This is a genomic window from Nostoc sp. LEGE 06077 (genome assembly GCF_015207705.1).
Classification (GTDB): Bacteria; Cyanobacteriota; Cyanobacteriia; order Cyanobacteriales; family Nostocaceae; genus Nostoc_B.
In genome coordinates this window covers 1-20,439 of sequence record NZ_JADEWI010000068.1, presented here as the reverse complement: position 1 = coordinate 20,439, position 20,439 = coordinate 1, and the positions used below count along the sequence as shown (strand labels likewise).

General features: G+C 40.2%; 23 protein-coding genes. 11 read left to right on the top strand and 12 right to left on the bottom strand.

What is annotated here, in order from left to right; genetic code table 11:
• The first annotated feature begins 241 nt into the window (after positions 1 to 241).
• The gene (locus IQ244_RS27925) at positions 242 to 1,012 is read left to right on the top strand and encodes a hypothetical protein (protein WP_193899954.1); all 771 of its coding nucleotides are present in this window, start codon (positions 242 to 244) and stop codon (positions 1,010 to 1,012) included.
• Here the strand turns inward: IQ244_RS27925 and IQ244_RS27920 are convergent.
• Positions 1,009 to 2,043 (bottom strand): glycosyltransferase family 2 protein, encoded by a 1,035-nt coding sequence (locus IQ244_RS27920; RefSeq protein ID WP_193899953.1) that lies wholly within the window; start codon positions 2,041 to 2,043, stop codon positions 1,009 to 1,011. The genes IQ244_RS27925 and IQ244_RS27920 overlap by 4 nt on opposite strands.
• 306 nt (positions 2,044 to 2,349) lie before the next feature.
• On the opposite strand from IQ244_RS27920, the gene IQ244_RS27915 reads away from it, so the two are divergent.
• A complete protein-coding gene (locus IQ244_RS27915; protein ID WP_193899952.1) occupies positions 2,350 to 2,580 on the top strand; it encodes a hypothetical protein in 231 nt (76 codons plus the stop codon).
• On the opposite strand, the gene IQ244_RS27910 is transcribed toward IQ244_RS27915, so the two are convergent.
• The 8 genes from IQ244_RS27910 to kdpA all read right to left on the bottom strand — a co-directional run bounded on the left by IQ244_RS27910 (position 2,577) and on the right by kdpA (position 11,567).
• Complete coding sequence (locus IQ244_RS27910) at positions 2,577 to 3,599, bottom strand: glutathione S-transferase family protein (RefSeq protein WP_193899951.1); 1,023 nt, start codon at positions 3,597 to 3,599, stop codon at positions 2,577 to 2,579. The genes IQ244_RS27915 and IQ244_RS27910 overlap by 4 nt on opposite strands.
• A gap of 59 nt (positions 3,600 to 3,658) precedes the next feature.
• Positions 3,659 to 4,333, bottom strand: coding sequence for a hypothetical protein (locus IQ244_RS27905; protein WP_193899950.1), 675 nt, complete (start codon positions 4,331 to 4,333; stop codon positions 3,659 to 3,661).
• A 165-nt stretch (positions 4,334 to 4,498) separates the two neighbouring features.
• Positions 4,499 to 5,440, bottom strand: coding sequence for a M48 family peptidase (locus tag IQ244_RS27900; protein ID WP_193899949.1), 942 nt, complete (start codon positions 5,438 to 5,440; stop codon positions 4,499 to 4,501).
• 24 nt (positions 5,441 to 5,464) lie between these two features.
• Positions 5,465 to 6,625, bottom strand: coding sequence for a universal stress protein (locus IQ244_RS27895; protein ID WP_193899948.1), 1,161 nt, complete (start codon positions 6,623 to 6,625; stop codon positions 5,465 to 5,467).
• Positions 6,626 to 6,714: 89 nt separating this feature from the next.
• Positions 6,715 to 7,317 carry a K(+)-transporting ATPase subunit C gene (kdpC, locus tag IQ244_RS27890; RefSeq protein WP_193899947.1) on the bottom strand — a complete coding sequence of 201 codons (603 nt, stop codon included), beginning with the start codon at positions 7,315 to 7,317 and terminating at the stop codon, positions 6,715 to 6,717.
• Positions 7,318 to 7,353: 36 nt separating this feature from the next.
• Positions 7,354 to 7,602, bottom strand: a complete 249-nt coding sequence (locus IQ244_RS27885) for a potassium-transporting ATPase subunit F (RefSeq protein ID WP_193899946.1) — start codon at positions 7,600 to 7,602, stop codon at positions 7,354 to 7,356.
• A gap of 83 nt (positions 7,603 to 7,685) precedes the next feature.
• Positions 7,686 to 9,791, bottom strand: coding sequence for a potassium-transporting ATPase subunit KdpB (gene kdpB / locus IQ244_RS27880; protein ID WP_193899945.1), 2,106 nt, complete (start codon positions 9,789 to 9,791; stop codon positions 7,686 to 7,688).
• 90 nt (positions 9,792 to 9,881) lie between these two features.
• Positions 9,882 to 11,567, bottom strand: a complete 1,686-nt coding sequence (gene kdpA / locus IQ244_RS27875) for a potassium-transporting ATPase subunit KdpA (RefSeq protein WP_193899944.1) — start codon at positions 11,565 to 11,567, stop codon at positions 9,882 to 9,884.
• Between the two features lie 565 nt (positions 11,568 to 12,132).
• On the opposite strand from kdpA, the gene rseP reads away from it, so the two are divergent.
• The 3 genes from rseP to rpsN all read left to right on the top strand — a co-directional run bounded on the left by rseP (position 12,133) and on the right by rpsN (position 14,860).
• Positions 12,133 to 13,206, top strand: coding sequence for an RIP metalloprotease RseP (gene rseP, locus IQ244_RS27870; RefSeq protein WP_193899943.1), 1,074 nt, complete (start codon positions 12,133 to 12,135; stop codon positions 13,204 to 13,206).
• 610 nt (positions 13,207 to 13,816) lie between these two features.
• Complete coding sequence (nth, locus tag IQ244_RS27865) at positions 13,817 to 14,485, top strand: endonuclease III (RefSeq protein ID WP_193899942.1); 669 nt, start codon at positions 13,817 to 13,819, stop codon at positions 14,483 to 14,485.
• 72 nt (positions 14,486 to 14,557) lie between these two features.
• Positions 14,558 to 14,860, top strand: coding sequence for a 30S ribosomal protein S14 (gene rpsN / locus IQ244_RS27860; RefSeq protein ID WP_193899941.1), 303 nt, complete (start codon positions 14,558 to 14,560; stop codon positions 14,858 to 14,860).
• A gap of 60 nt (positions 14,861 to 14,920) precedes the next feature.
• On the opposite strand, the gene IQ244_RS27855 is transcribed toward rpsN, so the two are convergent.
• Entirely contained in the window at positions 14,921 to 15,250 is a 330-nt protein-coding gene (locus IQ244_RS27855; protein WP_015114727.1) for a hypothetical protein, read from the bottom strand.
• 104 nt (positions 15,251 to 15,354) lie between these two features.
• Here IQ244_RS27855 and aat point away from each other — a divergent pair, with 104 nt between their 5' ends.
• The 5 genes from aat (at position 15,355) to IQ244_RS27830 (ending at position 18,104) form a co-directional block, all read left to right on the top strand.
• A complete protein-coding gene (gene aat, locus IQ244_RS27850; protein ID WP_193899940.1) occupies positions 15,355 to 15,930 on the top strand; it encodes a leucyl/phenylalanyl-tRNA--protein transferase in 576 nt (191 codons plus the stop codon).
• A gap of 50 nt (positions 15,931 to 15,980) precedes the next feature.
• Positions 15,981 to 16,526, top strand: a complete 546-nt coding sequence (locus tag IQ244_RS27845; RefSeq protein ID WP_193899939.1) for a hypothetical protein — start codon at positions 15,981 to 15,983, stop codon at positions 16,524 to 16,526.
• Between the two features lie 451 nt (positions 16,527 to 16,977).
• Positions 16,978 to 17,262 (top strand): hypothetical protein, encoded by a 285-nt coding sequence (locus IQ244_RS27840; RefSeq protein ID WP_193899938.1) that lies wholly within the window; start codon positions 16,978 to 16,980, stop codon positions 17,260 to 17,262.
• The gene (locus tag IQ244_RS27835; RefSeq protein ID WP_193899937.1) at positions 17,235 to 17,828 is read left to right on the top strand and encodes a DUF5063 domain-containing protein; all 594 of its coding nucleotides are present in this window, start codon (positions 17,235 to 17,237) and stop codon (positions 17,826 to 17,828) included. The genes IQ244_RS27840 and IQ244_RS27835 overlap by 28 nt, the downstream gene beginning before the upstream one ends.
• A 6-nt stretch (positions 17,829 to 17,834) precedes the next feature.
• Positions 17,835 to 18,104, top strand: a complete 270-nt coding sequence (locus IQ244_RS27830) for a DUF5615 family PIN-like protein (protein WP_193899936.1) — start codon at positions 17,835 to 17,837, stop codon at positions 18,102 to 18,104.
• A 25-nt stretch (positions 18,105 to 18,129) separates the two neighbouring features.
• Here IQ244_RS27830 and IQ244_RS27825 read toward each other — a convergent pair whose 3' ends face one another.
• Positions 18,130 to 18,939 carry a DUF3598 family protein gene (locus IQ244_RS27825; RefSeq protein WP_193899935.1) on the bottom strand — a complete coding sequence of 270 codons (810 nt, stop codon included), beginning with the start codon at positions 18,937 to 18,939 and terminating at the stop codon, positions 18,130 to 18,132.
• Positions 18,940 to 19,021: 82 nt separating this feature from the next.
• Positions 19,022 to 19,924 carry a cell division protein FtsX gene (locus tag IQ244_RS27820; RefSeq protein WP_193899934.1) on the bottom strand — a complete coding sequence of 301 codons (903 nt, stop codon included), beginning with the start codon at positions 19,922 to 19,924 and terminating at the stop codon, positions 19,022 to 19,024.
• A gap of 225 nt (positions 19,925 to 20,149) precedes the next feature.
• On the opposite strand from IQ244_RS27820, the gene IQ244_RS27815 reads away from it, so the two are divergent.
• Complete coding sequence (locus tag IQ244_RS27815; RefSeq protein ID WP_193899933.1) at positions 20,150 to 20,290, top strand: hypothetical protein; 141 nt, start codon at positions 20,150 to 20,152, stop codon at positions 20,288 to 20,290.
• Positions 20,291 to 20,439: the final 149 nt, after the last annotated feature.

Below are 20,439 nucleotides of genomic sequence, written 5' to 3'. Positions count from 1 at the left end.
TGTTTAGGGAAATCAGTGTAAGCTTGTATCAAGTTAATTGCCGTAGAATCTAGAAGCCAGAATTCAGAATTAATGAGTGGAGAAACCCGCCATTCATTGTAGGTTTAGCCTTATCGCAGGGTAGACTACTGAATCATCGGATTTAGTGGGATTTATCGCTCATTCGGACTCCTGAATTCTGACTCCTGAGTTCTATTTAAATAAACAGTTAAATAATCAGAAATCTTGAAAATAGCGCCTTATGTCAATTATTGCGCTCAGAGCATGGTATATCCAGGATTATGAACCGATCGCCCAATTAGAAAAACGCCCACCTGACATTCGTCTGAGTAAGAAAAGTCTATTGCGATCGGGGTTGCGTGCAGATTTTTTAGAAGATAGCGATGACGTGAAAAAGTCAGTTTGGTTTGAGCGTTATCTGGAAGGGGAAAATATTGAATTTTATGTTGAAGGTAGTGGTGGTTATTGCGTAGCTAACATTGACTTGATCAGTCATGAAATTTATTTCACTAAACAAGCATTATTAGCACAATTAGACCCAACGATTTTTTTATGCTATCAAACTGAGTATGGCGAAGCTAGTGAGGCCTTGCGAGAGGGACTGCAAAAAAGTTTGGAAATTTTGAATGTGCGATCGCGTCTTCCTTTAACAGTGGTAGAATCCTATCGACCGAGCGATGGAACTCTGCGGTTAAATCGGACTATGATGCGGAAAATCCGCAAGAGTCTGTTGTTTATTGCCGATACTACACCTATAGCCAGCATCGACGGTAAAGAAAATCAGCAATTAATTCCTAGCCCCAATGTTTGCATAGAGATTGGGTATGCAATTCAAAGTAAACGCTCCGAACAAATTTTGTTGGCACAGATGCAACGCCCAGAATTAGAAGGTAAAATTCCTTTTGACTTACCTACGCAACAAATTCTGCAATTTAAAAATAGTACCGAACTCAATAAAATTCTCATCAGAGCTTTAGAAGTTCAGTTATCTAGGTTTAAATTATTTTATTAACATCCTCTCTCCCGATCTACAAGTAATTCTCGACTATCCGTTGCTTGGGAATCGTTATAATACACAAACTCATCTTGCAAATTTATATTATCAACACCTTGCAATGCTTGCTTAAATTTCTCTGCCTGTTTTGCTTCTACCCTGCGCTTAATAAATGCCTTGATAGGAATATCTACTATGATATTAAATAAGTATTTACTAGCAATTAAAAACTTACTCGCTCTAATAAGAAGCAGTAGTTTATAAAATGAATAAACTGCTTCTTTGTAATAAGATTGATAGTAATATTCTTCAAAATGATGCTTGAAGATAATCCGATCAATTGTATAGTGAATCCCAATTAAAAGAGACTGATAATATTTTAATATAGAACCGTGTTTAGCTTGTTCATAAAGATAATTCAGATCTCCTCCTAAACCTCGCCAAGCTCTATCTTTAGCAGGAGCTTGATAATGATTTGCCTTCGCTGTCGAGATTTTGATAATTTTTCCTTGTTCTCGTTGCACTCGTCGAGCAAATTCATGCTCCTCACAAACATAGGTTTTGAAATATTGAATATTGGTATCAAACCGAAAATGATTTGCAACTATACGTCTTATAGAAAATAGGCTACCAGATCCAAACGTTAGTTTACTCATATCGCATGAACCGTGGCATTGATACACTCCTCCCCAAATAAATAAAACTTCCTGATCTTGTATATACGCTTTAACAATTTCATCTAAACAGTCAGGGAAAATACTCACATCATCATCACAAAATACAATAATATCTCCTTTTGATTCTTCTAGAATTCGATTTCTCGAATAACAAAGACCTCGGTTTTTCTCATTGCGAAAAAAACGTAATCTATTTATTTTTGTTTTGTATTCATGCAATATATCTTGAGTTTCATCAGATGAGCAATCATCAATAACAATAACTTCATAGTTTGAATATGTAACTTTTTCTAGTGCCGTCAGGCAGTGCTGATACAAACTGGTAGATCTGTTGTATGTAGAGACACCAAGGGTTACTAATGGTTGAGCCATATACACTTCTATTTTGTATAGTTATTATAACTTTTGTAACATTTAAGTAGTACTGTACTTTTACCTAGAAATTGACTAAAAGATAACTTAGTTTCCAGGTATTCAACCAATCAGCTATCCTAGGTGATGAATCAAATCATGACCACAAGTTTAGTAGTTTGCTACATCCACAAAGCTAAAAACCTCACATTCTTAGCTTCCTGACTACTACCTGTGATTTCGATAAATACATCAATTGTTAGAGGAAAAGTATCAGCATTAAATCCTAGCCTGTATACATAGTTAACTTATAATCCAGAGGTAAAAATGACTCAGGAGAAAGATAAACTGATTAACTTATCAGTTCATGAATCCTCGGTTCCTAGTCTGCTAGATATTGATCAGAATCAACAAATCCCGGAAAATATGAATGACTTGAACGATTCTGTTCCTGATCATGAAAACGCTGATAATCCAATGCCGCAGCCTTTGGATGATGCCAACGAAGAAACGCTAGGAGACAAGCAAATAACTATTGCTAATTTAAGTGCTGGCTAACGCACTCCTATGGTTTCACGCTGATGTGGTTTTAACATAAATGCCATATCTGGGCCACTCGGCACAATCCCACCAGGATTCAGAGGGAAAAGATTCCCATAATAATCTTGCTTGACACTTTCTAAATCACAAGTGCCAGCAACACTCGGTAACTGATACAAGTCGCGCAGGTAGGCTCCTAAATTGGGATAATCTTGAATGCGGTGGCGGTTACACTTGAACAACCCGTAATACACAATGTCAAACCGAAACAGTGTTGTGAATAATCGCACATCTGCTAAGGTGACATTGTTACCGCAAAGATATCGGCTTGTATTTAAGGCTGTATCAATTTCATCCAGGGTGGCGAACAGTTCATCACACACTTTGTTGTATGCTTCTTGAGTTTGGGCAAAGCCGCAACGATACACACCATTGTTCACACTTGTGTAAATCTTTTGGTTCCACCAGTCGATTTTCTCTTTTAGTTCCGTTGGGTAGAGGTTCAATATGGGATTTGTCGCAAACTCATTAAATTCTGAGTTCAGGATAACAATAATTTCCGCACTTTCGTTATTGACAATGGTTTTAGTTTGTTTGTCCCATAACACCGGAACTGTACTGCGCCCAGTGTAACCAGGTTGGGCAAGCTGATACAATTCAGCTAAAGTTTGACAACCTTCGTCTTCGCTAGTGAATACCCAACCCCCAGACTCCGCAGAAGGTTCAACAGTTGTGACTGAGATGACATCTTCTAGCCCTTTGAGCGCCCTGACAACTAATGTGCGGTGCGCCCAAGGACAGCCTAAACCAACATAAAGTTTGTAACGCCCCGCAGCTGGTTGATAAATATTTCCTTCAGCTGAACTAACAACATTTCTAAACTGGCTGTCGGGACGAATATATTCTCCTGATTGATTGCGGGGGGCGAGTCGGGACATCATAATATGCCAAAGAGTCGTCCAAACAAACTTGCCCAAACCGATAATCAGCTTTGGCGGCAAAGATTTGCCTTTTTTCTTAATTTTGGTATCAGTCATAGTTGAGGGTGTACGTCTACGCACTTATGCTCAATTACAACTCTATTGTCGCGGAAAATTTAATTGTTATCTTCGGCGCGGACTAATTGCCCTTGTTTATATGCTTGTCGTAAAGCGATCGCTTCTGCCACAATATGCTGGGCGCTCAATCCTTCCTCATCCATCATTCGTTGCAAGGTAACACCAGTTTGTTCTGTGGGTTCATGAATTGGCGGAATTTGACAATATCTCCCACCATTTTTTGTGCGTCGCCAAATACTAGGTTTTTCCGGCTGAGTTGTTTTGGGTGTACGCTGCTTTTTAATTAAAGAACGTACACTCTCTTGATTGATAATGCTTAAGTCTAATAGCCGATTGATGACTTGTTGGTACTTTTTACTATTTTCTGCCAACTGATAGATAGTTCTCGGCTCGACTTGGGCGACATCTTGAGGTGAAAACTTCGCAAATGCTGCTGCAATCTTGAGATAGCGCTTTTCTTCACCTTGCCAACCATGATCTAAAAGTAGCTGTTTGTAGTCTCGTAAAGACAACTGTTTTTTTTGTTCCGCTAACCAAAAGGCATGATGCAAAATTGCCTTAGTTACATCAGTGAGTCTTTGAAAAGCTAAACTGTCGATTTTAACGTTCTTTGGGCGATTAGCTTTGTGTTCAGAAGATTGCTCAAACTTCGATTTAGTGACGGTTTGAGAATTTACTTGGGTTGCAACTATACCCTGTAATGGTGTCATCATAGTATTGATATGTTTTTTCTTCGCGTCGGCAACGCATCGCTCAGAGGTCTATCACTAGAACAATTGTACTATCAAAATCTCAATAAAAAACCCCAAACATACTTAATTTTGGAGTGAAGATGTGGAACCTTGATGGGGTGAGATTTTCCAGCCGAAAGTTTTTGATCAACCTTGATGGGATGTTAACTTTTTTAACCATCTATCTGCTTCTGCGTATAATTTAAACTGCCTCTCATCAGTGCGAAATTGGGTAGTATGAACCATTCGTTTACCATTTACCCATTTTGTGCCGTGGTGTTTATGGAGTAATTCGTGATATAAAACGAACTCAGCAACAAACTTGGGGACATTAGCATTATCAAGGGTTGTACTAATAACTACTCGATCTCTCGCTGGTTCATAATGTCCAAATTTACGATAGGTTTTGATTTGACTCCATGTCAAGCGTGGTTTGACAAGATTAGCCGCAAAATATTCAGAGTTGAGTTTGTCAAACAAGTCATTTAAATTATAAAAATCACCTTGAGGATTTTCAGCAATTACATCAGCAATTAAATCCAAATCTAGGAGAATTGAACTATATTCTTCCGAACTAGCATATTCTCTAATCAGTCTAGTGCTTTCTGGATTTTTACCTAATAGCATACATTTTACTAATGCTTGCAAGACTTCTTCAGGCGCATTAATAAAACCTTCATTAACCTTCAGTGAAACAATTTTACTAGACCTTTTACCTTGGTATAATCCTGCTAAATTAGTGAATTCAATCATGACTGCAACTGCATTTTGTTCCTCTAATGCAAGGATTTGTTGAGTCATTTGTCGCAGATAGTAAGTACTAATCAGATGAAGCTTTAAGTTTTGTTCTTCTGTGAGAAACTTGCACCAGGAATAGATTTTGCGAGATGAATTAGTTAGATTTGCTGGTGTGATTTGCAGATTATCACAAATATGTTCAATTGTTGATACTGTGTTGTTTAAAGTGTGAGTTAGTTGTTGATATTGGGCATTGTTGGGAGTGGGAGTAGATGCTAAATGAAAAATATTTTTTAAAATATGATTTTGTTGAACTTTGATATTCTTGATGCTGATAGTCTCAACTTTCATGAGATACTGTGTAATGGATAATGTTCAGATTTTAACTGAAGATTGTTTATCACTAGCGATAATATGGATATCGATATTTTTTAATAAGCGGACTAATTTTTGGGTTAAGGAACCTTTGAGGAGGATTTGCCAGCGAGATCGCTGACTTTCTCCAATTACAATTTGAGTGATGCGGTATTTCTCGGCAACTTCGGCGATCGCTTGGGCTATATTACCATTGGTGACACGCAGAAAAGTCCCCTCAAATTCTTGACACAGCTTTTCACAGTTGTGGATGTGTAAACTTTCATCTTTACTTAAGAAGCGCTCAGGATCAGCGACAAACACAACATACAGTGGCGCATTCATGTAATTAGCCAGTCTCGCACCACGCCGCAGTAATTGTAATGAATTTGGGTAAGTAGATATACATACCAAAACCCGTTCATGAATGTTACAAAATTGTCCATTGGGTGTAGAGGCGATCGCATCTTCTTCGATGTTGTCTGCTACCTCGCGCAAAGCTAATTCTCGTAAAGCAATTAAGTTGCGGCGCTGAAAAAAGTTATCTAAAGCTTGTTGAATTTTTGACTGCGCGTAAATTTTTCCTTCTAACAACCGTTCTTGCAGAGTTTCCGGTGTAACATCTACCACCACCACTTCGTCGGCTGCTTCTAAAATTCTATCTGGAACCCGTTCTCGGACAACTACCCCAGTAATTCTGGCTACCAAGTCATTGAGACTTTCTAAATGCTGCACATTCATTGTGGAGTAGACATCAATACCCGCAGCCAAAATTACTTCTACATCTTGATAGCGTTTTTCGCGCTGGGAACCAGGGACATTGGTATGGGCGAGTTCATCAACTAAAACCAATTGAGACTTAGAGCCATAGCTGCTTGTTGGGAGACATCGCTGTAAAATTGCCTCTGTATCCATTTCCGTCAGCGTCAAGCCACCTCTAGAAATTTCCTTACGCGGTATAATTTCTAACCCTGCTGCTTTTTCTGCCGTCTCTTTACGTCCGTGGGTTTCCAACAGTCCAATAACTACGTCAATTCCTTCTTGTTTGAGTGCATTTCCTTCTTCTAACATCCGATAGGTTTTACCCACACCGGGAGCCATCCCAATGAAGATTTTATGTTTCCCTCGGCGTACTGGGTAAGAAGAATTGATAGCTGCACCTGAATTAGTGTTATCTAACATGATGGCGTGAGTTGATAGCAAAAAGTTGAACAAACACTCCGAGTAGCTTTGCGTTTACCTCAGCGTTACTCTGCGTTGAAAAACATAGTTTATTGATTCAGTTTACGATTAATATCTTGCAAATCAAGTGCATAATTCAACCGGAGAAAATTAATTCCCGGTTCACCGAAAATCCATAAAAATCTGCCATCAGTGTACTTATTCAGTAAAGGTAAGATGTCATCTTCCTTAATCCCTCGCGCATTCGCCACCCGTGCTATCTGCTGTCTAGCTGCTTTCAAAGAAATATGTGGATCTATACCTGAACCAGAGGTATAAATTAAATCTTCAACTGGGAGAATACTTTGTTCTTGGTATTGGTTTGCTTGCTCAATCACACGGTTGAGCAACTCTGGGTTACTGGGAGCAAGATTACTAGCTCCAGATATCCCATTTGGTTTCGCTTTTCTGCCTTGGCTATATCGTACTGTGCTAGGACGACCTTGAAAATAGCGATCGTCAGTGAATATTTGCCCAATTAAAGCCGACCCAATGGGCTTATCATCTATATTCAACATCACACTACCATTAGCTTGAAAAGGGAATAAACCTTGACCAATAACCAGGATTGCTAAAGGATAAATGAGTGCCGTGATCAACCACAATATCAAAGTTATACGAATGGCTCTGAGAGTTTCTCGAATAATTATCATAAAAATTACTGAGTGTGAGTGTTGAGTATTAAATTTTTAAAAGCGTTCTGGTTGAAAAACTACAACCAATAAGTAAAAAATCAGTCCTAAAAGAATCGCTCCCAAAACACCATAAGCCCAAGTAAATTGAATTTGTAATGTGTTATTAGTAGCTGCATAAACTCCGCGAGAAATTCCTAAATTCAGGACGAGTCCAATCAGAATTCCTAATACCAGTTTTTGTTTACGCCATTGTGACAAAATATAGGCGATCGCCCGCATTAAATTTATCGGCTCGTTATTCATATTTATCTGCTAATTTCCCTGACTAACAGGGCAAAAAATAATTTTTTTCTTCTTTTGCCTTTTGCCTTTTACCTTTTGCCTTTCTAAGCCAGACCTACTGCTGTAATCAACAAATCTAATAGCTTAATCGCAATAAACGGTGTAATCACACCACCTAAGCCATAAATTAAAATATTCCGTTGTAGTAATTGATTTGCTGTCAGGGGTCTAAATTTCACACCTTTTAAAGCCAAAGGAATTAAAGCGGGAATAATCAACGCATTGTAAATTAAGGCCGATAGCACAGCGGAATTTGTGCTAGTCAAATTCATAATATTCAGACTTTGCAGGTTAGTAGCTGCAAAAATTACCGGAATAATTGCAAAATACTTAGCAATATCATTAGCAAGAGAAAATGTTGTTAATGCCCCCCGCGTAATCAGCAGTTGTTTGCCAATACTGATAATATCGATGAGTTTGGTAGGGTCAGAGTCTAAATCTACCATATTGGCTGCTTCTTTAGCGGCTTGAGTACCAGTATTCATGGCGACACCAACATTTGCCTGTGCCAATGCGGGAGCATCGTTAGTTCCGTCCCCTGTCATAGCTACCAGTTTGCCTTCAGCCTGTTCTCGTTGAATGACGCTGATTTTATCTTCTGGTGTGGCTTCGGCAATAAAATCATCTACACCAGCTTCTTTGGCAATGACAGATGCGGTAATGTGGTTGTCTCCTGTGAGCATGACAGTCCGCACACCCATCCGGCGTAACTGGGAAAAACGTTCACGAATGCCGGGTTTGACAATATCTTTGAGATAGATCACACCATAAATTTCTTGATCTAAGCAAACTGCTAGAGGTGTACCGCCTTGTTGGGAAACTCGTTGATATGCAGCATCTAGTTCTGGAGTATCTCGGCCGTTGCGGGAAAGCACAAATCCTTTAATCGCACCGACTGCACCTTTGCGGACTTCTCTTCCATTGGCTAAATTTGTCCCACTCATCCGGGTTTTGGCTGAAAATTCCACTCCTGCGGCTTGGTGGGGATCAAAATCTAGTCGTGCGCCTAATCTTTCTGCGAGTCGAGTAATGGATTTACCTTCTGGTGTATCGTCAAATATGCTGGCTATTAGGGCAATATAAGCCACTTCCTGCATAGAATGACCATTAATGGGGATAAATTCTTCGGCTAAACGGTTGCCGAGGGTAATTGTGCCGGTTTTATCGAGAACTAAAGTGTTGATATCGCCGCAGGCTTCCACTGATCGTCCAGAGGTAGCAATAACGTTAAATTGAGCGACTCGATCCATCCCTGCAATCCCAATCGCACTGAGTAAGCCGCCAATGGTTGTAGGAATCAATGCTACTAATAACGCAATTAACACTGGGATGCTGACAGGACTTTGAACGTAGTAGGCGAATGCTGGCAAGGTAGCGACAACAAACAGAAATATTAAGCTTAATACTGCTAGTAAGACTGTGAGGGCAATTTCGTTGGGTGTTTTGCTGCGTTCTGCACCTTCTACTAAAGTAATCATCCGATCAATAAAGCCTTTGCCGGGATCAGCTGTGACGCGGATGATTAACTCGTCAGAGATGATACGTGTTCCACCTGTAACGGAACTAGCGACATCTGAACCTGATTCTTTGAGAACTGGTGCAGATTCGCCCGTAATTGCGGATTCATCCACCGAGGCGACACCCATAATCACTTCCCCATCAGCGGGGATGATATCGCCAGCGACGATATATATGTTGTCGCCTTGTTGGAGACTAGTGGAAGGAACCTCGCTAATTGAGCCATCGGCGGCGAGTTTTTTGGCGATGGTTTCTGATTGTGTCGATCGCAACGCATCGGCTTGGGCTTTACCACGTCCTTCGGCTACAGCTTCGGCAAAGTTAGCAAACCAGACTGTAAAAAACAAAATTCCGGTGAGGATACCGTTGAACAGTTGAGGATTTCGCTGTTGGGTGGGGCCGAATAAGTTGGGATCAATGGTGACAGCCAGGGTAACAAGTGTGCCAATCCAAACTATAAACATCACCGGATTTTTGATCGCAGCTTTGGGATTCAGCTTGATAAAAGCATCCCTAATTGCCCTGATGTAAATTACTTGATTATTTATCTTGGCTTTTTTTCGGGCTTGACGGCGATCGCTCGGACGCGCTCTTGGTGTTTTTGATTTGGGGGTAGGTGCAACTGGGTTCATATCTTCAGTAATGCAAGGGAGGAGGTATAAGGCAGGAGGCAGGAGGTAGAAGAAAATTCTTCAACTCAGCACTTTCAACTCAGCACTTTTCTAACTGCCAGATGCTAGTTTAAATCCTTCGGCGATGGGGCCTAGGGCTAAAACGGGAAAGAATGTTAATACTCCTAAAATCAGTACTATACCCGCTGTAACTGTGGTGAACATTAATGAATCGGTTTTGAGTGTTCCCGCTGTTTCTGGTGTGATGGGTTTGCGCGACATATTCTCAGCTAATAGCAAGATGGCAATAATTGGGATATAGCGCCCAGCCAACATACTCAAACCCGTGCTTAAATTCCACCACAGGGTATTATCAGTTAGTTTCTCTAAGCCGGAACCGTTATTAGCTGCGGCTGAGGCATATTCATAAACTACTTGAGAAATACCATGAAAGCCTGGGTTTGTAATTCCTGAGAGGGAAAAGGGATAAGCTAGGGCGATCGCGCTGGGAATTAAAATCATGATGGGGTGAATCAACAGCACCACACTGGCAAGGATGATTTCGCGCTTTTCAATTTTGCGTCCCAAAAATTCCGGTGTGCGTCCCACCATCAATCCGGTTAAGAACACGGTGAGAATTAAGTAAATCAGCAAGTAAGCTATACCTGTTCCTTGTCCTCCCCAGATTATTTGCACAAATAAATTAAATAACGTCACAAATAATCCTTGAGGCATTAAGGAATCATGCATTCCGTTGACTGCACCAGTCATGGTGGCGGTGGTAGTCACTGCCCAGAGTGCTGTTTGAATTGCGCCAAATCTCACTTCTTTGCCTTCTAAATTCGGCAGTTCTACGCCCAATGTGCTGTTAACTAGGGGATTCCCTTGCAGTTCGCCACTGACAGCCACCCAAACTAAAATCACAAAAGCGGCAAACACCATCCAAAATAACAGCCAAGCTTGTTTGAGATTTTTGGCAAACATCCCGTAGGTGAATATCAAGGCTGCGGGAATGGCAATCATAGCGATGAGTTCGATTAAATTAGACGCGCCATTGGGATTTTCAAAGGGATGGGCGGAATTCGCTGCAAAGAAACCACCGCCGTTCTCACCCAGCATTTTAATCATCTCAAAGGACGCGACAGGGCCTCTGGCTAGATATTGTGTGCTGCCCTCTAGAGTTTCCACAATCAATGGTTTATCTAGGGTTTGCGGTACGCCTAATAACACGAGGGCGATCGCCCCAATCACAGAAATCGGCAGTAATATCCTGGTAATGCCACGAATTAGGTCAACATAAAAGTTTCCTAGCCTTTTGCTAGTCAACCCACGAATAAAGGCGATCCCCACAGCTAAACCTGTACCAGCCGAGGTGAACATCAAAAAGCCTAAAGCTGCGACTTGGCTGAAGTAACTCAGGGTTGTTTCGGGGGTATAGTGTTGCTGATCGGTGTTGGTGACAAAGGAAATTACAGTGTGTAGTAATGTATGCCAATGTGGGGAAAAAAAGCCACTGGGATTCCAAGGTAAAAATCTTTGATAATGGATCAACCCGAAAACTAAAATAGCCATGACAATATTGCTGAACAAAATCGCCCGGATATACTGCCAGGCTGTCATGTCATCTTTTCTATTCACACCAGCTATTAGATAAATGCTGTGTTCGATTGGGTTCATGAGGGGATCAAGCAACGTTCTCGCTCCCATAAACACACGCCCTATGTATCTTCCCAAAATTGGGGCGATCGCTATGACAAGACACAGCGTCAAGCCGATTTGTAAAAAACCTTGTCCCATTTATTTTGCGCTCAGTTTAACTTAATACTCGCCAGCTAATTATTTTAGATATATTGCGGATTTCTACTTAAAGTACGTAATCTATGTCTCAAGATAGAGAGACATAATGTTTTACTTCTGGCTCCCGAATTCTGCTATAAGAGTGAACTATTTGACAATGAGATTGTGAGCAATTTGGCAATATTTTATTTAGTCTCAATACATCTATCTAGATTTACTCTGTTTATTCACTACAATTTTTTAGTTACTTTTTAAAGTTTCTGTCAAGAGTATTTAAAATTTAATATTAGTTACGGTTTGTGGTAACGATCCGGCTCGTTTGTGTAATTGCACTCATTCAAAAGTAGTTTAGTATACTAATTTTCCTTCAATATAGAATGCAGATAAACGCAAGATTGAATGGTGATGGCGGCAGAAAATTTGACGAGAATACATCTTCAATCCAATTTGTGGATATTGATTCTAATTAATCAAGCTCAACAGCAATTGGAGGATTTATCTGTGTACACCATCCCCAACTACTACAATAAACATATATATCCGAATATTTTGACTAATTTGCTTTATGTCAGTTTTAGCAGCGATCGCAGTCTTGGCTGTTTTAATTTTGGTACATGAACTGGGACACTTTGTAGCAGCAAGGTCTCAAGGCATTTATGTTAACCGCTTTTCTTTGGGTTTCGGCCCGGTTTTGTGGAAATACCAAGGAACGGAAACCGAATATGCTGTCCGTGCTTTTCCCTTGGGTGGCTTTGTCGGCTTTCCCGATGATGACCCAGATAGTGAAATTCCCCCCAACGACCCGAATCTGCTGCGTAACCGTCCCGTTTTAGATCGGGCGATCGTCATCAGTGCGGGTGTAATAGCAAATTTAATATTTGCTTATTTAGTGCTAGTTATCCAATTGGGTATTGTTGGCATACCAGAAAAATTTAATTATCAACCCGGTGTACTTGTTCAACCAGTTAACGAACAATCTATTGCCTATCAAGCCGGAATTAGAGAAGGTGATATTGTTCTAGCTGTTAATGGTCAAGAACTCCCAGCTTCTGACAAAGCCACGGCTATCTTGACCAAAGAAATTCAAACTCATCCCAATCAGGAAATTGCCCTCAAAGTTCAGCAGCAAAATCAACAAGTTTCCCTAAAATTAACCCCAGCACAAGGCGCTGATGGTAAAGGCTTGGTGGGGATTCAATTAGGGCCAAATGGTAAACCAATTTTTCGTAAACCTAATAGTCCTTTCGAGATTTTTGGGATTGCTGCTAACCGCTTTCAACAACTATTTATTGGTACGCTGAACGGTTTTGGGCAGTTAATTACTAACTTTCAACAAACCATCGGTCAAGTTTCAGGGCCAGTTAATATCGTCAAAGTTGGGGCAAAATTAGCCGCAGATGACAGCACAAATTTGTTATCTTTTGCCGCAATTATCAGCATTAACTTAGCCATTATCAACATCTTGCCTTTACCCGCATTAGACGGTGGACAATTAGCTTTTCTGTTAATTGAAGGTTTGCGTGGTAAACCTTTACCTAGCCGCATTCAAGAAGGTGTAATGCAAACAGGCTTGGTGCTACTTCTTGGCTTAGGCATTTTCTTAATTGTCAAAGAAACCATCCAGTTAACTACCCAGTAGTAATGGTGCAAAATTCAGGCGCTCAGAGGATGTCTGAGAAGTATTAAATATTTTGCCTGATCCCCCCTAGCCCCCTTAAAAAGCTACCCTGTACACACAAGTCAAAAACTTTCTTGTTCAACCACATCCCGCCTAGAACTGAAGTTCCAGGCTCATAGCTAAAGTCCACAAAGCGTGGACTGCAATATATTTCTCGTTCAGTCATATTGAGATGACTTGCGCTATGAGAATCGGAATTCATTCCGAGGCGGGACACATGCACTCAACGAACATTTATCTGTGTGTACGCCGTAGCCTTTAAAAAGTGGGATTTAAGGGGATCTACAAGTCTCAAATCAACATCAAAAAGTTTTTAGACATCCTTTCAGACTCAAGTCTGACGCTACCCCCACAAAGCCTGCTTGTGCAGGCTAATTTATTTTTTACTTACTAATTTCTGAGTAAATAGGCAATTATTTTTTTAGGCGTTGCTGATTAGTTGGATGATTTTGATCTCACGCAGAGACGCAGAGGCGCGGAGAATAAGAGTTTGAGAGATTGAATTTTTAATTTTCATCCTCATATTCAGCAATGCTTTTTTTACTTTTGCCTTTTTATTTTTGCCTTTTTTATGACAACTACCCGCAAATCTCCCTCAAAAAAACAACGGGCGTTAGAAATTCTCCACCGCCTCAAGCATCTTTATCCAGATGCAACTTGTTCATTAAATTACTCAACAACTGTACAACTACTCGTTGCAACGATTCTTTCGGCTCAATGTACAGATGAGCGAGTCAATAAAGTTACACCAGATTTATTTGGTCGTTTTCCCGATGCAGCCAGTTTAGCCAACGCTGATTTAGAAGAGTTAGAAAACTTGGTGCGTTCTACAGGCTTTTATCGCAATAAAGCTAAAAATATTCAAGCCGCCTGTCGGATGATTGTGACTGAGTTTGATTCGATTGTGCCTAACCAAATGGAGCAATTATTAAAATTACCTGGTGTAGCACGGAAAACGGCAAATGTAGTTTTAGCCCATGCTTATGGTATCAATGCTGGAGTAACTGTAGATACTCACGTTAAGCGTTTGAGTCAGCGCTTGGGTTTAACTAAATATGCTGAACCCATTAAAATTGAACAAGATTTAATGAAGTTATTACCCCAAGCAGACTGGGAAAATTGGTCAATTCGGCTAATTTATCATGGTCGTGCTATTTGTAAAGCCCGTTCTCCCGCTTGTGCCGCTTGTCAGTTGGCTGATTTATGTCCTACATCTGACAAAGTGATCACGATAGGCTAGGCAATATCAAGAGTATCCCTAGAATTGATTCGGACACTGTAGAATGGAAAATGCTGTCTTTATTTAGAATGTATGGCGAAAAAAAGTATGATTGAGCGCGAGAAAAAACGCGCCAAGTTAGTTACAAAGTATGCCGAAAAGCGTGAAACTCTGTTGGAAGAGTTCAAACAGGCAGAATCTCTAGAAGATAAACTAGACGCTCACCGCAAAATTCAACAACTACCCCGTAACAGTGCGCCAACCCGTCGCCGCAATCGCTGCTGGGTAACTGGTCGCCCCAGAGGTGTTTACCGTGACTTTGGACTGTCTCGGAACGTTCTACGGGAATGGGCGCACGAAGGTTTGTTACCTGGAGTGGTTAAGTCTAGCTGGTAGTTATTAGTCATTGTCATAAGTCATTGGTTATTTGCTAAGGACAAATGACAAATGACAAAATTATTGACCACAGCAACGGTCTATACCCAGACTTTCTAAGAGTAGATCGCTGACAGCGTTAGCGATCGCAAACTCTCCATAAAAGCTTTTGGAAAAATCAAACGCCTGCATCTCTGTGACAATGGCAATTACCAGAGATCCTAAGTCGTTTTCTCCTTCCATACGTTGACGCACAAAGATTTGCGCGGCGCGTTGGGCAATTTTTTGGTTGATTGCTTCGGGGATAAATTCTGTATCTAACCACCGCAACAAACGCTCTTGTAACCACTCACCTTCAAGGAGAGGGTTGTTAGCTGGTGGTAGGGTGATGGATGGGATTGGTTGTGTCATTTTGGTAAACGCAGAGGGACGCTTAATATATCCCAGAGGAGCGCAGAGGATGGCGATCGCATCAAATTGCGTTCCTCTGATATTTTTTATTTTTAGTTTGATCTATGCAATATGATATCGCTGCTGTTATTCAAGGCTATGCTCAAGGTTATTTTCTCATGGCTGATGACGATCATGGCTTGGGTTGGTATGGTAGCCGCGATCGTACTTTGATTCCTTTAGATCAGCGATTCCGCTATCCTAAGTCTTTGCAGCGTGTTTTGAATCAAGAACGGTTTACAGTAGCGATTAACCGCGATTTTCCGGCTGTTGTGGATGGATGTGCGAACCGAGAAACAACTTGGATATCAGATGAATTAAAAGAAATTTACTTTTTACTACATGAAACCGGTTTTGCTCACAGTTTTGAAACTTGGCAAGGTGATGAACTCGCAGGCGGTATTTTAGGAATTGTGATTGGCGGTGCTTTTATTGGCGAATCAATGTTTTACCGCATTCCCGAAGGCTCAAAAGTAGCGATGGTTAAGTTAGTAGAAAGATTGCGTCAAAAACAATTTGTCCTGTTTGATGCTCAAATGATGAACCCACATTTAGAACGCTTTGGCGCTTACGGTATTGACGATGAAGAATATCAAACTTTACTCCAAAAAGCATTGCAGCGTCGCTGTTCTTTGGTGTAAGAATGTAGGGCATGATGTGGCTCATTCTTGAAATTTAGTGACCAATTTCTATGGGTGCAGAAGTTTACTGGTACTACACAGATTATCAACCTGATCTGAATGCAGCATTACAAACACTCCGCCAAAGAGAATTTCAAGCGGGTCGATATAATCCTGCAATACCATTGCTTGATTTTCCGATTACAGAAAATTCTCCTGCTCCTGGAGCGCAGCATATATCCATTGAAGCAGCACTAGAAGCCTCTGATGTAGATGGAACACGTTCAATTCTTGATATTCTACGAGTTGATGATAGGCCATGTCCACTTTCAAGAGATGAGTTTGAAGAGGCGTTAGGAGGAGGAGAAGAATTTTATCAAATACTTGGCGAAGTTTTTAACACTGCTTTTCTACTACCTCCAGCAGAACTCATGACTTTATTCGGTACTGAGAAACCCACTCATGACATGATTCAGTCCGTACTTCTTGGTAATACTAATCCTAATGGCAGAAATCAATTTTGGGACAGTATTGATAGAGGTTCAGCAAGATACATTATTGTTTATGCAGACAACCAGCCGCGTGAGATTTTCTTTGCTGGTTATTCTTTTGATTGATAGTATTCATTTACAAGATTGATTTAAGGTGGAGCATTCCTGTCAATTGAGTTATTGTTATAGCAATCCTATCGGATTTGTAAAAAATATTCTTTTTAACGTAGACGCGAAGCGGCTTCCCGAAGGGTACCGCAAAGGACGCAAAGGACACAAAGAAAGAGAGAAAAGAGAAGAAAGAGAATTTCACAAATGATTTAGGATTGCTATATTACTAGATTTCTACTTACCAAGCATTCCTGTCAATTGAGTTATTGTTATAGCAATCCTATCGGATTTGTAAAAAATATTCTTTTTAACGTAGACGCGAAGCGGCTTCCCGAAGGGTACCGCAAAGGACGCAAAGGACACAAAGAAAGAGAGAAAAGAGAAGAAAGAGAATTTCACAAATGATTTAGGATTGCTATATTACTAGATTTCTACTTACCAACTGTTGATGAGACAGATATAAGCTATGAGTGACTGGCTATTTGATGATCCACCAAATGTAGCTGTGATTACGACTCTTCAAGTCATAGAAGGCAAACCAATCTTATATGTCAGTCATGATGAAGAGGATGGTGCTTGGCAATTCCATACAAATGAGACAGTTAGAGACTCTGATGCTAAAGTTATGTCGCTCAGAAGAATTGTTGAACTTGACCCTTCTGTGACTCAACTGGCTAATCTACCATTAGGTTGGATAGCAGTAAGGTCAAAGTTAGGAGAAGTTTGGCAAACATTCAAGAGAAACAAATAGATATTCATAGTTTATCTCTTCTTTTGAATAAAAATAAAATGTATTTTGTAATAGGCAAAAATTTCCACATGGAACTGTCTAATTTAGATACAAAAACAAAAATTAAAAAATTTGCTGAGACTGTTCGTAAGTATTGTGATTGGGCAGAAACTTCTAGCAGCAATCCAGAGCAGGACATGATAACGGCTCGAAAGCTTTTGGCTGAACTTCATCTAGGTATAATTGATTTACTAGAAATTGATTTACCTGATATTAATTGTGGCAAAGAAGTAGACAATATTCGCTCATCTTACAAAATAAGTAGTATTTATAGGCGTTTTCAGATATTACCTATTGATAATTATTGGGATGTATTTGAACCACTGAATATAGAAGATAATCAACCTGTACTCAACAGTTTCATCGATGATTTAAATGACATTTATCAAGACCTAAAAAGAGGTCTTATACTTTACGAGCAGAGTTATTTTATGGAAACAGTATGGGAATGGAAGTTTCATTTTGAAATTCATTGGGGCGCTCATTTAGTTGGAACACAAAGGGCAATTCATAATTATTTTTTGTAGTCATACTTGGATATAGAGGCTGATATTCTATCCAATGTAGTTGTTTTAGATTATGCGAGACAAGATGGACGTGTGCTGCTTACCCGTAACTGTAATGATTTTCAAGGGTTACATCAAGCAAATCCATCTAATCCAGGCATTTTGGCGGTTTATCAAGATTTTGTAGTATCTAAGAATATGACCTATCAAACAATTGTCAAGGCAATTGCCAATCTAGAAGCCGCAAGCTATTGTCTGGAGAATCAATTTATGATTCTTAATCAATGGAATTATTAATCAGGACTTACTTTTACAACCACTTTTACACCTTTTGTTCAGTCACTAAAGTTAGGCTTACCCATTCACCTTTATCGTTATAGGTGCGAATCATACGCTGGCGTAAGTTAGGCTGAATTAACCAACAAACTTCTAAAAATAAGGGCTGACGTAACTTTACTTGCAAGGGTGAAGTTGCGGAAGCACCGTTAGGTAATAGTAAAACTTGCACCTGATTTTGGGGATTTTGGTCAAAGTGAATGAGAGAACCTTTGATAGTTGCTGTTGAAGTGATGGTTCTTTGTCCAAAAGTCAAACTCTGCACTAATCGTCCAGTGTCATCTAGATGTAATTTTAAAGTTGAAGAGAAAGTATCAGGCGATCGCCAGTCAGGATATATTGTAATTGCTTCACCGTGCCATTCTCCCAATAAATCATTTACCGATAAGGGAGGATTTTCTACTGGTGCGGTTCCGGCTAAATGTTCTCGAATTAAAGTTATTTTATCTAATTGACCGTTTTTATCAAATAACTGCACTAACCGAATGCGGCGATTTTCGTAAATTAAACCGAGTTCTGCACCAAATTCTGTAAATGGTGCTAATTGAATAGAACCTTGGGAAAAAGCGCCATTTTCAAAGAAAAGTATACTCTTAGCTAAAGAACTATATTCTAAAACTAAATCTTCTTGTCCTTCTCGGCGGACAACTTGACGCATAGTTTTATTTTCGTTTAATCCCTCAAAAGAAACAACACTTTTAATATCTTCTAAAAGTGTACCTTGGGGTGAAAATCGCGTGAATGAACCTTGCCATTCACCGAGATTTTTTAATAAACATTCCCATTGAGTTGTCATGTTATTTAGTCAATAATCAATAGTCAATGGTCAATAGTCAATGGTCACTGACTCAAAATAATCGATAACCATTAACATACGACTAAGCCTTAGCAAATCGATGTACAGCAAATAAGCTTCCTATTAATCCTACCGTTGCGCCGAAACTTAAGAGAATCAAAGGTAATAATAAGATTTGTGTGGGCGCAAGTTGCAAACCATTGGCCAGGAATTTGATAAACTCTGGTTGATTAGCGAGTAATTTGCCCAAAAATTGTTCAATTACGGAAATGAAACTCCACGCGATCGCACCACCAACTAAACCAAAGGAAATTCCTTGTAAAATAAACGGTAGGTAAATCCAGGCGGAAGTTGCGCCGACTAGCTGCATAATTTCAATTTCCCGCCTTCGCGCCAAGACAATGAGGCGAATGGTGGTAGTAGTAACAGCGATCGCAGTTAAAGTCAGGATACTAGTAATTGTCAAAGTAAACCAGTTCAACCCTCGATGCAACTGAGCAATGCGCTTAACCGCTTCATCCACATACTGCACCGTATCAACTCCCCGCAATTTCGCCAAACTTGTAGCCAAAACTGGCACAGCTTGAGAGTTACGCGCTTTTACCTTCATCTCATCCACTAAAGGATTTTCCCCTAGCTGCTGAGTCGCACCGTCAATATCCGCAATTCCCAAATCCTTGACTAATTTTGTCCAAGCTTCTTCTTTAGTAACCGTTTGCATCGCCACAACTTCTGGTATTTTCACTACCAAATGTTCGATGCTTTTAGCGTCTATTCCCGGTTCTAAATATACGGAAACCTCCAATTGGCTACCAAATTGATTTAGAAGTTTTTCGACTTGCCAAGAAGTTTGTAGACTCAAGCCAAACAAAAATAATAATACCGCCACAGTGCTAACAGCAGCCCAATTCATCCACCCGCCACGCAATAACCCCAAAAAGGTTTCTTTAAGCAAATAGTCAAGTTTCGTGAAAAATTTGAACACACATTACCCCAACATCAAAAAAGTAATTCGTAATCACCCTTTATACTCGATGTGATGAAGTTTACCCATGAGGATTTACGCAAAAAGTTTGTCTGTTGAGAATGGGTGTAGGGATGTAAGGGTGTGAGGGTATAGGCTACCGTGTACACACAAATAAATCTTCGTTGAGTGCATCTGTCCCGCCTCGGAATGAATTCCGAGTCTCATAGCGCAAGTCATCTGAAGATGACTCAACCAAAAATGTCTTCCAGTCCACGCTTTGTGGACTTTGGCTATGAGCCTGGAACTTTAGTTCTAGGCGGGATGTGGTTGAACACGAAAGTTTTTGACTTGTGTGTATATGGTAGGAACATAGGGGGAGTGTAAGGATTTTGAATACATACACCCTAGACCTCTTGCAAAAGTCCCATGAGCGTGGGAAAAGTAGCTGAGAGCTTTCTTGACATCTATGAGCTACGAAAAGGTAAAGAACCTCAAACCAGAAGAATTCAAACGGCTGTGTGGTGTGCATCCGG